This window comes from Sorangium sp. So ce448 (genome assembly GCF_051520915.1).
GTDB lineage: Bacteria > Myxococcota_A > Polyangia > Polyangiales > Polyangiaceae > Sorangium > Sorangium cellulosum_B.
Genome location: NZ_CP150343.1, coordinates 12,109,456 through 12,124,875, shown reverse-complemented (window position 1 = coordinate 12,124,875; position 15,420 = coordinate 12,109,456). Strand labels below are relative to the sequence as shown.

3 protein-coding genes are annotated in these 15,420 nt (G+C 74.5%); all 3 read left to right on the top strand.

What is annotated here, in order from left to right:
• Window positions 1-18: 18 nt before the first annotated feature.
• The 3 genes from WMF45_RS45575 to WMF45_RS45565 are packed head-to-tail and all read left to right on the top strand — an operon-like array spanning window position 19 to window position 15,416.
• Complete coding sequence (locus WMF45_RS45575; protein ID WP_437713073.1) at window positions 19-240, top strand: MbtH family protein; 222 nt, start codon at window positions 19-21, stop codon at window positions 238-240.
• Window positions 237-1,271 (top strand): TauD/TfdA family dioxygenase, encoded by a 1,035-nt coding sequence (locus tag WMF45_RS45570; protein ID WP_437713072.1) that lies wholly within the window; start codon window positions 237-239, stop codon window positions 1,269-1,271. Before WMF45_RS45575 ends, WMF45_RS45570 begins: the two co-directional genes overlap by 4 nt.
• Before the next feature lie 9 nt (window positions 1,272-1,280).
• Window positions 1,281-15,416, top strand: a complete 14,136-nt coding sequence (locus WMF45_RS45565; protein ID WP_437713071.1) for a non-ribosomal peptide synthase/polyketide synthase — start codon at window positions 1,281-1,283, stop codon at window positions 15,414-15,416.
• Window positions 15,417-15,420 lie beyond the last annotated feature (4 nt).

Sequence of the window (15,420 nt, the reverse complement as noted above, 5' to 3'; positions counted from 1 at the left end):
CTCGAAACGGAGGAGTCCATGGCCAACGATGAACGCGAAGACAACACAATTTACAAAGTCGTCGTGAACCACGAGGAGCAGTACTCGATATGGCCCGAGTACCGCGATAACCCCCTCGGCTGGCGCGACGCGGGCAAGACAGGCACGAAGGCCGAGTGCCTCGAGCACATCAAGGAGGTCTGGACCGACATGCGGCCGCTCAGCCTGCGCAAGCAGATGGAGGAGGGCCGGCCGTCGTGACCGCCTCGAGCGCTCTGCCACAGCGCGAGGCGCCCGAGGGCGCGGCGCGGAGCGAGGCGGCAGGCCTGTCGCGATCGTCCTTCCCGGGCAACGCCCTGCCGCTCGTCGTGGGCCCGCTCGGCCGCGGCGACGCGGCGGGCGCGCCCGCGCTCGGCGCGGCCATCCGGGCGTGCGCGGAAGAGGAGCTGACCCGGCACGGAGCGGTGCTGTTCCGCGGCTTCCCGATCCAGTCGATCGCCGACTTCCACGCCTTCGTCCGGCTCGTGACGCCGGAGCTCCTCGATTACACGTTCGGGTCGACGCCGCGCTCCCACGTGCAGGACCGGATCTACACGTCGACGGAGTACCCCGCTCACCAGCACATCCCCCTTCACAACGAGCAGTCGTACACGCTCGATTGGCCGCTCAAGATCTGGTTTCACTGCGCGCAGGCCGCGCCCGAGGGGGGGAGCACCCCGATCGCGGACAGCCGCGAGGTCTTCCGGCGCATCCCTCCCCGGATACGGGAGCGGTTCGCGGCGAAGAAGGTGATGTACGTCCGCAACTACGGCAATGGCCTGGACCTGCCGTGGCAGAAGGTCTTCGGCACGGACGACCGGGCCGAGGTCGAGCGCTTCTGCCGGGCAGCGCGCATCGAGTGCGAGTGGAAGGCCGACGGCGAGCTGCGCACACGCCAGGTGTGCCAGGCCGTGGCCACCCACCCGCGCACCGGAGAACAGGTGTGGTTCAACCAGGCTCACCTGTTCCACGTCTCCAACCTGGACCCGGCCGCGCGGGAGGCGCTCCTCTCGATCTTCGCCGAGGAAGACCTGCCCCGCAACGCCATGTACGGAGACGGATCGCCCATCGAGGGCGCCGCGCTCGACGAGATCCGCGAGGTGTACAGGCAGCTCGCCGTGGAGTTCGCCTGGCAAGAGGGGGACGTGCTCCTCGCGGACAACATGCTGGTCGCCCACGGGCGCGCGCCCTTCCGCGGCCCGCGCAAGGTCCTTGTAGCCATGGCCGAGCCGTACCGGGCCAAAGCCTCCTGAGGTTCTTTCATGCGTGAGGATGTCTTCGTTTTTCCGATGAGCTTCGTCCAGGAGCGGCTGTGGTTTCTCGCCCAGCTCGAGCCGGAGAGCGCCTCTTACAACCTGGCCACCGCCGTGCGGCTCGCCGGGTCGCTCGACGTCTCCCTGGTGGAGCGGTGCGTCTCCGAGATCGTGCGCCGGCACGAGGTCCTGCGCACGACGTTCGACGTCGTCGACGGCCAGCCCTCGCAGATCGTCCATGCCGACGGGGCGCCGCGGATCGAGCGGATCGACCTCGGCGCCCTGCCCGCGGCGCAGCGGGACGCCGAGGTCCGGCGCCTGATCGAGCGCGAGGCGCGGCGGCCGTTCGACACGGCGAGCGGCCCGCTCCTCCGGCTCACGCTCCTGCGGCTCGGATCGGAAGAACACATCCTCCTCTGGGTCGTGCACCACCTCGTCTTCGACGGGTGGTCCACGAGCCTCGTCCTCGCGGAGTTCGCCGCGCTGTACACGGCGTTCTCCGCGGGCCGGCCCGCCCCGCTCGGCGACCTGCCGCTGCAGTACGCGGACTTCGCGCACTGGCAGCGCGAGCGCGTGGAAGGCGGGCTGCTCGAGGCCCAGGTGGCCTATTGGAGAAAGCAGCTTGAAGGGCAGCCCGGGCTGCTGGAGCTGCCCGCGGATCGGCCGCGGCCCGCGATCCAGCGCTTCCGGGGGGCGCGGCGCTTCTTCCGCGTGCCGGGCGCGCTCACCGCGGCGCTCGGCGCCCTCGCGCGGCGCGAGGAGACGACCCTGTTCGCGGTGCTGATGGCGGGGTTCCAGGCCCTCCTCGCCCGCCGCGCGGGGACATTCGATATCAGCGTGGGAACGCCGGTGACGAACCGGAGCCGGGCCGAGCTGGAAGGGCTTGTCGGCTGCTTCGCCAACACCGCCGTCGTCCGCGCCGACCTCTCCGGGGATCCGCCGTTCGCGGCGCTGCTCGCCCGGGTCACGGGGGCCGTGCGCGAGGCGCAGGCGCACCAGGAGGTGCCGTTCGATCAGGTGGTGGAGGCCGTGAGCCCGGTCCGGGACCTGAGCCACGCGCCGCTCTGCCAGGTGATGTTCGCGCTGCAGCCAGCGCTGCGGCAGCCCCTCGCGATACCGGGCCTCGAGGTGCGCCTGCTCGATCTCGATGTGGGCGGCGCCCAGTTCGATCTCTCGCTCAACCTCGCGCCCGACGAGGACGGGCTGGCAGGCGCCCTCGAATACGACACGGACCTGTTCGACGCGGACACGATCACGCGGATGGCCGATGAGCTGCTGCGCCTGCTCGCAGGCGCGGCGGCGAGCTCCGCGACGCGCCTGTCGGAGCTGCCGCTGCTCGCGACCGAAGAGCGACGGCAGGTGCTCGAGTGGGGCACGGCGGGGGCGCTCGGCGAGACCTCGCGGGCGCCGCGCGGCGCGCAGGCTGCACACGCTGCGCATCGGAGATTCGAGGAGCAGGCCGCGCGGGCGCCCGGGGCGACGGCCGTCGTCCACGAGGCGCAGCAGATCACGTACGGCGAGCTCGATCGGAGGGCCAACCAGCTGGCGCAGCTCCTCCGGCGGCGCGGGGTGGGGCCGGAGGTCCGCGTGGGCATCTGCCTGCCGCGCTCGATCGGGAGGATCGCCGCCGTGCTCGGCGCGCTGAAGGCGGGCGGCGCCTTCGTTCAGCTCGACCCCGAGCTCCCCCGGGAGCGGATCGCCGAGGCGATCGGCGGCGCCGGGATCCGCGTGGTGATCGCGCAGGGCGACGCGGCGGTCGAGCCGCCCCCCGGCGTCGACGTGGTCCGCCTCGACGCGGCCTGGACGTGCGTGCTCCACGAGCCCTCCACGCCGCCGGCCGGCGAGCCGGCGCCCGAGCAGGCGGCGTGCGTGCGCGCGACCTCCGGCGCGGCGGTCGTGGTGCCGCACCGGGCGATCGCGGGCTTCGCCGATGCCGCGGGGGCGGCCTACGAGATCTCGCAGGACGACCGGGTGCTGGAGCTCGCGTCGCCGAGCCTCGACGCCGGCGCTGTGGAGATCTTCGCGTGCCTCGCGCGGGGCGCGACGCTCGTGCTGCCCACGGCGGCCGCGCTCGAGTCCGCAGCCGGGCTCCTCGCGGCGTGCGGCGCGTCGGGCGTGACCGTGGCGGTGCTGCCGACCCTGTGCTGGCACCGCGTCGTCGCGGGGCTCGACGAGGGCCTGACGCTCCCGTCGGGCCTCCGGCAGGTCGTCATCACCGGCGAGGCGGCCTTGCCCGCGCGCGTGCGCGCTTTCCGCGCGTCGCCGGGGGCCGCGCGGGTCCGGTTGCTGAACGCGTACGGCGCGGCCGAGATCACGGCGACGGCGGCGGCGTGTGATCTGACGGCCGCGGATCCGCGCGATGGGTGGGCGGTCGCCGTCGGGCGGCCGCTCGCGGGCGTGCGAGCCCACGTGCTCGACCCCACCGGTCAGCCGGTGCCGGCCGGCGTCGTCGGAGAGCTGTACCTCGGAGGCCAGGGGATCGCGCGCGGGTACTGGGAGCGCCCGGAGCTGACAGCGGAGCGCTTCGCCCCCGATCCGTTCGCGGATCAGCCGGGAGAGCGGCTCTACCGGACCGGGGACCGGGCGCGGTGGCGGGCCGACGGGCAGCTCGAGCTCGCCGGCCGCATGGATCACCAGGTGAGCCTGCGCGGCTTCCGGATCGACCCCGGGGAGGTCGAGGCGCGCCTCGCCGAGCTGCCCGGGGTGCGCGAGGCGGTCGTGATCGCGCGGCAGGACCGGCCGGAGGAGCGGCGGCTCGTGGCGTACGTCACGGCCGGCGCGGACGTGGCGCCGGAAGAGCTCCGGCGCGCGCTCAAGGAGCGGCTGCCGGACTACATGGCGCCCTCGGCGCTCGTGGCGCTGAAGGACCTGCCCCGCACGCCGCGCGGCAAGATCGACAGGCGCGCGCTGCCGGCGCCGATCGAGGCGAGCAGCCAGGCCACGACGCCGCGCACGGAGGCCGAAGCGACGCTCGCGGGGATCTGGGCGGAGCTCCTCGGAAAGCAGGCCGTCGGGGTCCAGGAGAACTTCTTCGAGCTGGGCGGCGACTCTATCCTCGCGCTCCAGGTCGTCTCGCGCGCGCGGGCCGCGGGCCTCTCGCTCACGCCCCGGCAGGTCTTCCAGCACCAGACAGTCGCCGGTCTGGCCGCCGTCGCGGCGTCGGGCTCGGGGCAGGCCGCGGACGCGCGGCCCGCGACGCCGCTCCCCGGCGACGCGCCGCTCACGCCCGTCCAGCGCTGGTTCTTAGAGCTCGGCGCGCCGAACCCGCACCACTGGAACCAGACGGTGCTGCTCGAGCTGCGGCAGCGGATCTCCGTCGAGGCGCTCACGGCCGCGATCGAGGCGGCGGTCGAGCATCACGGCGCGCTCCGGCTGCGGTTCACGCGCGAGGAGGGCGGGTGGAGCCAGTACTTCGCGGACTCGCCGCCCGCGGCGGTCGCGCGCGTCGATCTCTCGGACCTGCCCGCCGAGGCGCAACCCGCGGCGCTGGCCCGCGCCGCGGCGGAGCACCAGGCGCGCCTCCACCTGGCCGACGGGCCGGTCCTCTGCGCTGTGCTGTTCGATCTGGGCCCGGAGCGCCCCGGCCGGCTCCTCCTCGTCGCCCATCACCTCGTGATCGACGCGGTCTCCTGGCGGATCCTGATCGAGGATCTCCAGACCGCCTGCCAGCAGCACGCGCGCGGCGAAGCGATCCGGCTCCCCGAGGAGATCGTCTCGTTCGGTGAATGGGCCTGGCGCCTGTTCACGCAGGCCCAGTCCGAGGAGGTGACCCGACAGGCGGAGGCGTGGCTCGCCGCGAGCCGCCCCGCGCGGGCGCTGCCCGCCGACGATCCGGCCGGCGCGTCCCTCGAAGCGGACACCGTCTCGCTGACCCGGTTCCTCGACGCCGAGGAGACGCGCGCGCTGCTTCAGACCGCGCCTGCGTACCGGCTCCGCGTGGACGAGGTGCTGCTCGCGGCGTTCGCGGGAGCGCTCGCGCAGTGGACGGGCGATCCGGCGGTGCTCCTCGATCTGGAGGGGCACGGGCGCGACGCGCTCGACGACCTGGATCTCTCCCGCACGGTGGGGTGGTTCACGAGCATCTTCCCCGTCCGGCTGGAGATCCCGGCCGGCGCGGCGCCCGAGCAGGCGCTCAAGGCGCTGAAGGAGCAGCTCCGCGCGGCCCCGCAGGGCGGCGCCACGTACGGGATGCTCCGGTACCTGAGCGAGGACGCGCAGGCGGCGCCGCTCCGGGAGCGCGCCGCGGCGCAGGTGCGCTTCAACTACCTCGGGCGCTGGGACGATCTCTTCGCGTCGAGCCCGCTGTTCGCGCACGCGGAAGGCGACGTGGGGCGCAGCCAGGATCCGCGGGCGCCGCGGGGCTACGAGCTGGAGGTCGACGCGGCCATCGTCGGCGGGCGCCTCCGGGTGATGTGGAGCACCAGCGGCGCCCGCTACCGGCCCGAGACGGTGGCGCGCCTCTTCGAGGACTTCGCGGCGCGGCTGCGCGCCCTCGTGGCGCGCGGCGCCGCCCCCGACGCCGGCGCCTATAGCCCCTCGGACTTCCCCCTCGCGCGGCTCGATCAGGCCAGGCTGGACCGCCTGCTGGGGCCTGGCCACGACGTCGAGGACGTCTATCCCCTGAGCCCGCTCCAGCAAGGGCTGCTGTTCCATAGCCTGTGGGAGCCCGGCTCCGGCGTCTACGTCGAGCAGGTGACGTGCAGGCTGGAGGGGGCGCTCGACGTCGGCGCGTTCCGCGAGGCCTGGCAGGCCGTGGCCCTGCACCACGGCGTCCTGCGCACGACCTTCGCGTGGGAAGGCGCCGACGAGCCGCTCCAGGTCGTGCGGCGCGGGGCGGCGGTGGCGGTCGAGATCGAGGACTGGCGCGACGCGCGTAACGTCGGAGCCGAGGCGCAGCGGGCGCGCCTGGAGGCCCGGATCGAAGCGGATCGCGCGAGGGGCTTCGATCTCGCCCGGGGCCCGCTGATGCGCGTCGCGCTCCTGCGCGTGGCCGACGAGGCCTACCAGTTCCTCTGGAGCCACCATCACCTCCTCCTCGACGGGTGGGCGGCGTCCCTCGTCTTGCAGGACGCCTTCGCCGCGTACGAGGCCCTGCGCGCCGGCCGGCCGGCCGCGCTGTCGCCTCGCCCGCGTTACCGCGAGTACATCGGCTGGCTGCGCGAGCGGGACGCGAGCGCCGACGAGGGGTTCTGGCGGGGCGCGCTCGCAGGCTTCAGCGCGGCGACGCCGCTCCCCCTGGAGCGCGTCCCGGAGGCCGACGAGGCGAGCGGCCACGGGGCGACGATCGTGTCGCTGCCGGAGCCGGTCACGGCGCGCCTCCAGCGCTTCGCGCAGCAGCACCGCGTGACGCTGAGCACGCTGGTCCAGGCCGCCTGGGCGCTCCTGCTCAGCCGAGCTGCCCGCACCGACGACGTTGTCTTCGGCGTCACGGTGGCAGGGCGGTCGGCCCCGCTCGCCGGGATCGACGCCATGGTCGGGATCTTCATCAACACGCTGCCGCTGCGCGTGGCGGTGCCGCAGGCGGCGACCGTCGCCGACTGGCTGCGCGATCTCCTGAGGACGACCACCGATCTCGGCCCGCACGAGCACACGCCGCTGGCCCAGGCGCGGAGCTTCAGCGCCGTGCCGGCGGGACAACCGCTCTTCGAGAGCCTCGTCGTCTTCGAGAACTATCCCACCGATCCCCGGACCCAGCAGGGGTTGCCCGGGCTCGCGGTCCGCGACGTCGCGTTCGCGGACCAGACGAACTACCCGCTCACCCTGGCCGCCCTGCCGGGGGCTCAGCTCCAGCTGCGCCTGTCCTACGATCGGCGGCGGTTCGACGAGGAGGTCGCCTCGCGCCTCCTCGGCCTCGTGGAGGTGGCGCTCCGGCAGATCGTCAGCCTCCCCGAGGCGCGGGTCGGCGAGCTGTCGCTCGTCGGCGAGCTGGAGTCGAGGCGCGTCGTGACGGAATGGAACGCGACCGAGCGCGCGTATCCGGGCGAGCGGCACGTCCACGAGCTCTTCGAGGCGCAGGCGGCGCGGACGCCCGACGGGGTCGCCGTGATCTTCGGTGAGCGGCGGCTCAGCTATCGAGAGCTCAACGCGCGCGCCAACCGGGTCGCCCACGCGCTCAGGAAGCGCGGCGTGGGGCCGGACGTGCTCGTCGCCATCGCGGCAGAGCGCTCCGTCGAGCTGGTCGTCGGGCTGCTCGGCATCCTGAAGGCCGGCGGGGCTTATGTGCCCATCGATCCCGATTACCCGGCCGATCGTATCGCCTACATGCTCGAGGACGCGGCCGCGCCGGTCCTGCTGAGCCAGTGGCCCGTGGCCTCGCGCCTGCCGCCCCACCGCGCTCAGGTGCTGTGCCTGGACGCGGATCGCGCCAAGATCGACAAGGAGCCGGCCACCAATCCCGCCGTGGCCGTCTCGCCGGACAACCTCGCTTACACCATCTACACCTCGGGCTCGACCGGCAGGCCCAAGGGCGCCGGCAACAGCCACCGTGGCCTGCTCAACCGCCTGCAATGGATGCAGGAGCGCTACGGCCTCACCCCGCAAGATCGGGTGTTGCAGAAGACGCCCTTCAGCTTCGATGTCTCGGTCTGGGAGTTCTTCTGGCCCTTGATGATCGGCGCCGGCCTCGTCGTCGCGAAGCCCGGCGATCACCGCGACGGCGAGCGGCTCGTCGAGCTGATCACGCGCAGCGGCGTCACCACGCTGCACTTCGTCCCGCCCATGCTCCAGGCCTTCCTGGAGACGCCCGACGTGGCCTCGTGCCGGTCGCTGCGCCGGGTCATCTGCAGCGGCGAGGCGCTGCCGGCGGAGCTCGCGCGGCGGTGCTTCGAGCGGCTGCCGGACGCCGAGATCCACAACCTCTACGGGCCCACCGAGGCGTCCATCGACGTCACCTTCTGGGCCTGCCAGCGAGAGGACACCTCCGCCTCGGTGCCCATCGGGTACCCCATCGCCAACACGCAGATTTACCTGCTCGACCGCCATGGCCAGCCCGTGCCCGCCGGCGTCGCCGGCGAGCTCCACATCGGCGGCGTCGGCCTCGCCCGCGGTTATCACCGGCGGCCCGACCTGACAGCGGAGCGCTTCGTGCCCGATCCGTTCGGCTCCGCCCCCGGAGGGCGGCTGTACAGGACAGGCGATCTCGCGCGCCACAGGCCCGACGGAGCCATCGAGTTCCTCGGCCGCCTCGATCACCAGGTCAAGATCCGCGGCCTGCGCATCGAGCTCGGCGAGATCGAGGCGCGCCTGCTCCAGCACCCCGGCGTCGGCGAGGCCGTCGTCCTCGCCCGCGACGAGGCCCACGGCGGAAAGCGCCTCGTCGCCTACGTCGCCGGCCGCGACGGCGCGGCGCTCGATCCGAAGTCGCTCCGCAGCTGGCTCGCCGAGGCCCTCCCGGCCTACATGGTGCCCGCGCCGATCCTCGTGCTCGAGCGGCTGCCGCTGTCGCCCAACGGCAAGGTCGACCGGCGCGCCCTGCCCGCCCCCGAGCAGCTCGAGGCGCCGGCCCATCGCCCCCACGTCGCGCCGCGGACCGAGCCGGAGCGCTTCCTCGCGGAGATCTGGGCCGAGGTGCTGCGCCGCGAGCAGGTCGGGGTCGAGGACGACTTCTTCGAGCTCGGCGGGGACTCCATCGTCACGCTGCAGATCATCGCGCGCGCCGCCCAGCGCGGGCTGCGGCTGACGCCCAAGCAGATCTTCACGCGCCGCACGATCGCCGCGCTCGCGGGCGATCTCGCCGCGGCGCAGGTCGCGCCCCTGCCGCCCGCCCCGCCCGTCGAGATCGCGCCGTTCAGCCTCGCCCGGCTGGAGCGGGCGCAGCTCGACGCCCTGCTGCAGGCCGACGACGGCATCGAGGACGTGGTCCCCGCGTCCCCGGTGCAGCAGGGCATGCTCTTCCACTCGCTCCTCACGCCGGAGGACAGCCCGTACTTCAACCAGATCGTCTGCCGGTTCACGCAGGGCCTGGACGTCGAGGCCTTCTCGCGGGCCTTCGAGGTCCTCGGCGCGCGCCACGCCATCCTGCGGACGGGCTTCATCACCGGCGTCGAGGAGCCGCACCAGGTCGTGCGGCGCGCCGCGCGCCTGCCCCTCGAGGTCCTCGACTGGCGCGAGGTCCCGGAGGCCGAGCAGGCGGCGGCGCTCGAGCGCTTCCTCCGGGACGATCGCCGGCGGGGCCTGCGCTTCGAGGAGCCGCCGCTCATGCGCGTCTCGGTGCTGCGCCTCTCGGAGCGCGTCGACCAGATCGTCTGGAGCGTCCACCACGCGCTGCTCGACGGCTGGTGTCAGGGGCTGATCCTCGAGGAGTGGCTGACCTGCTACGACGAGGCGCGCCGCGGCGCGCTCCGCGTGCGGGAGGAAGCGCCGCCCTACAAGCGCTATGTCGCGTGGCTCGAGCGGCAGGACATGGCGGCCGCCGAGGCCTTCTTCCGGGCTCACCTGAGGGGGCTGACGGCGCCGACCCCGCTGCCGGCGGGCCATGTCGAGCGGGCCGACGCCGCGGCGCCCGGGTTCCGCGAGCACCGCGCGCGGCTCACTGCCGGCGCGACGAGGGCGCTCCAGGGCCTCGCGCAGGCGCAGGGGGTGACGCTCAACACGGCGGTGCAGGCCGCGTGGGCGCTGCTCCTGGCCCGCGAGAGCGGCGCGCCGGACGTGCTCTTCGGCGTCACCGTGGCCGGCCGCCCCGCCGACCTGCCCGGGGCCGGCTCCATCATGGGCGTGTTCATCAACTCGCTCCCCCTGCGCCTCCGCGTCGACCCGGAGGCGGGGCTCGCCGCGTGGCTCCGCGGGATCCAGGAGCTCAACCTCGAGCTGCGCCAGCACGAGCACAGCCCGCTCGTGCAGGTGCAGCAATGGAGCGACGTGGCGCGCGGCGCGCCGCTCTTCGAGTCGCTGCTCGTGTTCCAGAACTACCCGATCGACGAGGCCGTCGACGAGCACCGGCGCGCCCTCGGGATCGAGGTGAGCACGGCGGAGGCCTGGACGAACTACCCGCTCACCGTCGCCGTCGTCCCCGGCGACGAGCTCGCGCTGTCGCTCTCGTTCGACACGCGGCGCCTCGACGGGGGGACCATCACGCGCATGGCCGCGGACATGTGCGGCCTGCTCGAGCGCATGGCGGGCCGCCCCGAGGCGCGGCTCCTGGAGGTCGCGGCCCTCGGGGACGGGGAACAGGAGCGGCTCGCCGCGGCGTGGCGCGCGGCGCGGCAGGCCGGCGATCCGGCGCTGTCGCCGGACGGCGAGCGGCGCCGGAAGGCCGGGCCCGCGCCGGGGGTCGCCGCGCGCGCGGCGGGCGATCGGCCCCGCACGGCGACGGAGGAGACCGTCGCGGGGATCTGGGCCGACGTGCTCGGCCAGCAGGCCGTCGGCGTGGACGAGAGCTTCTTCGAGATCGGAGGGCACTCGCTCCTCGCGACGCGCGTGATCTCCCGCGTCCGCGCCGCCTTCCAGGTGGAGCTGCCGCTCAGGGCGCTCTTCGATCATCCGACCGTCGCCGCGCTCGCCCGCGCCGTCGACGAGGCCGTGCGGCGGCAGCAGGGCGTGGCGCTGCCGCCGATCACGGCGCAGCCGGATGACGGCGCGCCGCCGCTCTCGTTCGCCCAGCAGCGCCTGTGGTTCCTCGCCCAGCTCGAGCCGACCGCGGCCTCGTACAACATCCCGGCGGCCGTGCGCCTCGTCGGCCCGCTCGACGTGGACCGGCTGAAGCGCGGGTTCGAGGCGGTGGTCCGCCGCCACGCGTCGATGCGCACGACCTTCGCGGAGATCGACGGCCAGCCGGCGATGATCGTCCGGCCGGAGCAGCCGGTCGCCCTCTCGATCGCGGATCTCCGCGCCGTGCCCGCCGAGGATCGCGAGGCAGCGGCGCGCCGCGCGCTCGCGGCGGAGGCCAGCCGCGCCTTCGACCTGACCGAGGGGCCGCTGTTCCGGATCACGCTGCTCCGACTCGACGAGCGCGAGCACGCCCTTCTGGTCGTCCTCCACCACATCGTGTCGGACGGGTGGTCCTTGAGCCTCCTTGTCGACGAGGTGATGGAGCTCTACGCCGCCGACGCGGAGGGCCGGGCCGCGGAGCTCCCGGCGCTCCCTGTCCAGTACGGCGACTACACGCGCTGGCAGCGCGACTGGCTCGACGGGCCCGCGCTCGACAAGCAGCTCGCCTACTTCCTGCAGCGGCTCGGGAGCGAGCCGGCCGCGCTGTCGCTCCCCACCGACCGGCCGCGGCCCGCGGCGCAGTCCTACCGGGGCGCCAGGTACGCCTTCGCGCTCCCCGCCGAGCTCTCGGCCCAGGTCGTCGCGCTCGCACGGCAGCAAGGCGTCACGCCGTTCGTGCTGCTCCTGGCCGTGTTCCAGGCGCTGCTGGCGAAGTACAGCGGCCGCACCGACCTGTGGATCGGGACGCCGGTGGCCAACCGCGCCCGCCTCGAGGTCCAGGACCTGATCGGCTTCTTCGTCAACACGCTCGTGCTGCGCGCCGACCTGGCCGGCGACCCGCGGCTCACGGACCTGCTCCCGCGCGTCCGCGAGGAGGTGCTGGGAGCCCAGGCGCACCAGGACCTGCCGTTCGAGCACCTCGTGAAGGCGCTGCGCCCGGCCCGGGATCTCGGCCGCAGCCCGCTGTTCCAGGTCATGTTCACGCTCCACCAGCCGCCGGCGCAGGCGGCGCCGATCGCCGGCCTCGAGGTCCGGCCCCTCGAGGTGGATCCCGGGAGCTCTCAGTTCGATCTCTCGCTCGACATGACGCTGGCGTCGGGCGAGCTGAGCGGCTCGTTCGAGTACAGCACGGACCTGTTCGACCGGTCGACGATCGAGCGGATGGCCCTGCACCTCGAGCGGCTGCTCACGGCGGCGGCGGCGCGCCCGGCGGCGCGCCTGTCCGAGCTGCCGATGCTCACGCCGGCGGAGCAGGAGCGCGTGCTCGAGTGGGGCAGCGCCGCGGCGCCGGACCGGGCGCCGCGCCCAGTGCACCGGCGGTTCGAGGAGCAGGCGGCGCGCGCGCCCGGGGCCGTGGCCGTCGTCCACGAGCAGCAGGCCCTCGCGTACGGGGAGCTCGATCGGCGCGCCAACCAGCTCGCGCACCTCCTGCGGCGCCGCGGCGTCGGGCCGGAGGTCCGCGTGGGCGTGTGCCTGCCGCGCTCGACCGAGATGATCGCCGCCGTCCTCGGGGTGCTCAAGGCCGGCGGCGCCTACGTCCCGATCGACCCCAACACCCCGTGCGAGCGCGTCGCCGTGATGGTCGCCGACGCAGGCATCCGCGTCGTCATCGGCGGGCGGGACGCGGCCGACGGCCTCCCCGCCGGCCTGGAGCTCGTCCACCTCGAGCCCGGCTGGGCATGCCTGGACGGCGAGCCCGCGACGCCGCCTCCGGGCGAGCCGGCGCCCGAGCAGGCCGCGTACATCCTGTACACGTCCGGCTCCACCGGCGTGCCCAAGGGCGTTGTCATCCCCCACCGCGCGCTCGCCGGGTTCGTCGACACAGCGGCGGCGCTCTACGAGGTCGGGCCCTCCGACCGCGTCCTGCAGTTCGCGTCGCTGAGCTTCGACGCGAGCGCCGAGGAGATCTTCCCCTGCCTCACGCGGGGCGCCGCCCTTGTGCTGCGCACCGAGGCGATGCTGGAGTCCGCGGAGCGCTTCCTGGAGGCGTGCGGCGCGTGGGGCATCACGGTGCTCGACCTGCCCACGATGTACTGGCACCGCGTGGCCGCGGAGGTCGCCGCCGGCCTGGCGCTGCCGCCCGGCCTGCGGCTTGTCATCATCGGCGGCGAGGCGGCCTTGCCCGAGCGCGTCAGCGGCTGGAGCGCGGCGGTCGCAGGCCGCGTGCGCCTGTGGAACACGTACGGCCCGACGGAGGCCACGGTCGTGGCGACCGCCTTCGACCTGACGGCCGCCGGCGCCGCCGAGGGCACGGCCGTCCCGATCGGCCGGCCGATCGCCGGCGCGCGCGCCTACGTGCTGGACGCGGCCGGGCAGCCTTCGCCCGTGGGCGTCGTGGGCGAGCTGTACCTGGGAGGCCAGGGGCTCGCGCGCGGCTACTGGGCGCGCCCCGACCTGACCGCGGAGCGCTTCGTCCCCGATCCGCTCTCGGGCCGCCCCGGCGATCGGCTCTACCGCACCGGCGACCTCGCCCGCTGGCGGGCCGACGGCCAGCTCGAGTTCGCCGGGCGCGTCGACCACCAGGTCAAGCTGCGCGGCTTCCGCATCGAGCTCGGCGAGATCGAGGCGCGGCTCGCGGAGCACGCCGCGGCGAGGGAGGTCGCCGTGCTGGCCCGCGAGGACGAGCCGGGCGTGAAGCGGCTCGTCGCCTACGTGGTCCCCTCCGATCCGGCCCCGGCGGCGGACGAGCTGCGCGCCTTCCTGCAGGCGCGGTTGCCCGACTACATGGTGCCGTCGGCCTTCGTCTTCTTGCCGGCGCTCCCCCGCACAACGAACGGCAAGGTGAACCGCGCCGCGCTCCCGGCGCCGGTGCGCGCCGAGGCCGAGCGCGCCGCGCCCCGCGAGGCCGTGGAGGAGCAGCTCGCGCAGATCTGGGCCGCCGTGCTCGGGCACGACACGGTCGGCATCCACGACAACTTCTTCGAGGTGGGCGGCGACTCCATCCTGAGCCTGCAGGTCGTCGCGCGCGCCCGCGAGGCGGGGCTGCACATCACCCCGCGGCAGATCTTCCTGCACCAGACCATCGCGGCGCTGGCCCCCGTCGCGGGGCGCGCGGCCGCGGGCGCGGCGGCGGAGCAGGGGCGCGTGACCGGCGAGGCGCCGCTCACGCCGATCCAGCGCTGGTTCTTCGCGCAGCCGCTGCCCAACCCCCACCACTGGAACCAGTCCGTGCTGCTCGCGCTGCCGGAGCCGCTCGACTGGGCGGCCGTGGAGGCGGCGGCGCCGGCGCTGCTCGACCACCACGACGCCCTCCGCCTGCGCTTCCCGCAGGACGGGGCGGGGCGGCGGCAGGTGCATGCGCCGGGAGCTCCCGCGCCGATCGCGCTGCGCGAGGACCTCTCCGCGGTGCCCGACGCGGAGCTGCCGGCGGCCATCGCGGAGCGCGCCGCCCGGTGGCAGGCCAGCCTGAGCCTGACCGACGGCCCGCTCTTCCGCGTGATCGGGCTCGACCTTGGGCCCCGCCGCGCGGGGCGGCTGCTGCTGATCGCGCATCACCTCGTCGTCGACGGCGTCTCGTGGCGGATCCTCCTCGAGGATCTGGAGACCGCCTGCGCGCAGGCGCGGCGAGGCGAGCCGATCCGGCTGCCCGCCAAGACGAGCTCGTACAAGCGGTGGGCCGAGCGCCTGGAGGCCGCCGCGCAGGGCCCGGCGCTCCAGCGCGAGGCGGCGTTCTGGCTCGATCTGCCGTGGGATCGCGCGGCCTCGCCGGTCGCCGACGATCCCTCGGGCGAGCGGACCGAGGCGGCCATGGCCAGGCTCGCGATCGGGCTCGGCGACGTGGAGACGCGTGCGCTCCTCGAGGACGTCCCGGAGGTGTACCGGACGCGGATCGAGGAGGTCTTGCTGGCGGCGCTCTCGCTGGCCCTCACGCGATGGACCGGCGGCGGCGCGGCGGCGATCGACGTCGAGGGCCACGGGCGCGAGGAGCTCGACGGCGAGGACCTCGACCTGTCGCGCACCGTCGGCTGGTTCACGAGCGTCACCCCTGTGCTGCTCGAGGTCGCGCCGGACGCGGCGCCGGGCGCCGTGCTGAAGGCGGTGAAGGAGCAGCTCCGCCGCATCCCGCGGCGCGGCCTCCCCTGCGGCGCGGTGCGGGAGCTCGGGACGGGGGCGATCGCGGACCGGCTGCGCGGCCTGCCGGCGCCCAGCGTCTGCTTCAACTACCTGGGGCAGTGGGACCAGGTGGTCGGCGCCGGCGCGCGCGTCTCCGTGGCAGCGGAGCCGTCCGGCCCCGACCACGACCCGCGCAGCCCGCTGGCGTACGAGATCGAGATCGACGCGTCGGTGTACGGCGGCCGGCTCGAGGCGACCTTCCGCTACAGCGCCGCACGCTACCGGCAGGAGACGATCGCGGCGGTCGGCGCGCTGTGGCGTGACGCGCTGAGAGAGCTGATCGCGCACTGCCTGTCACCCGACGCCGGCGGCTACACGCCGGCCGACTTCACCGATGTCGCGCTCGCGGCGGACGAGCTGGACTCCATCCTCGAACGACTGGACTGAGACC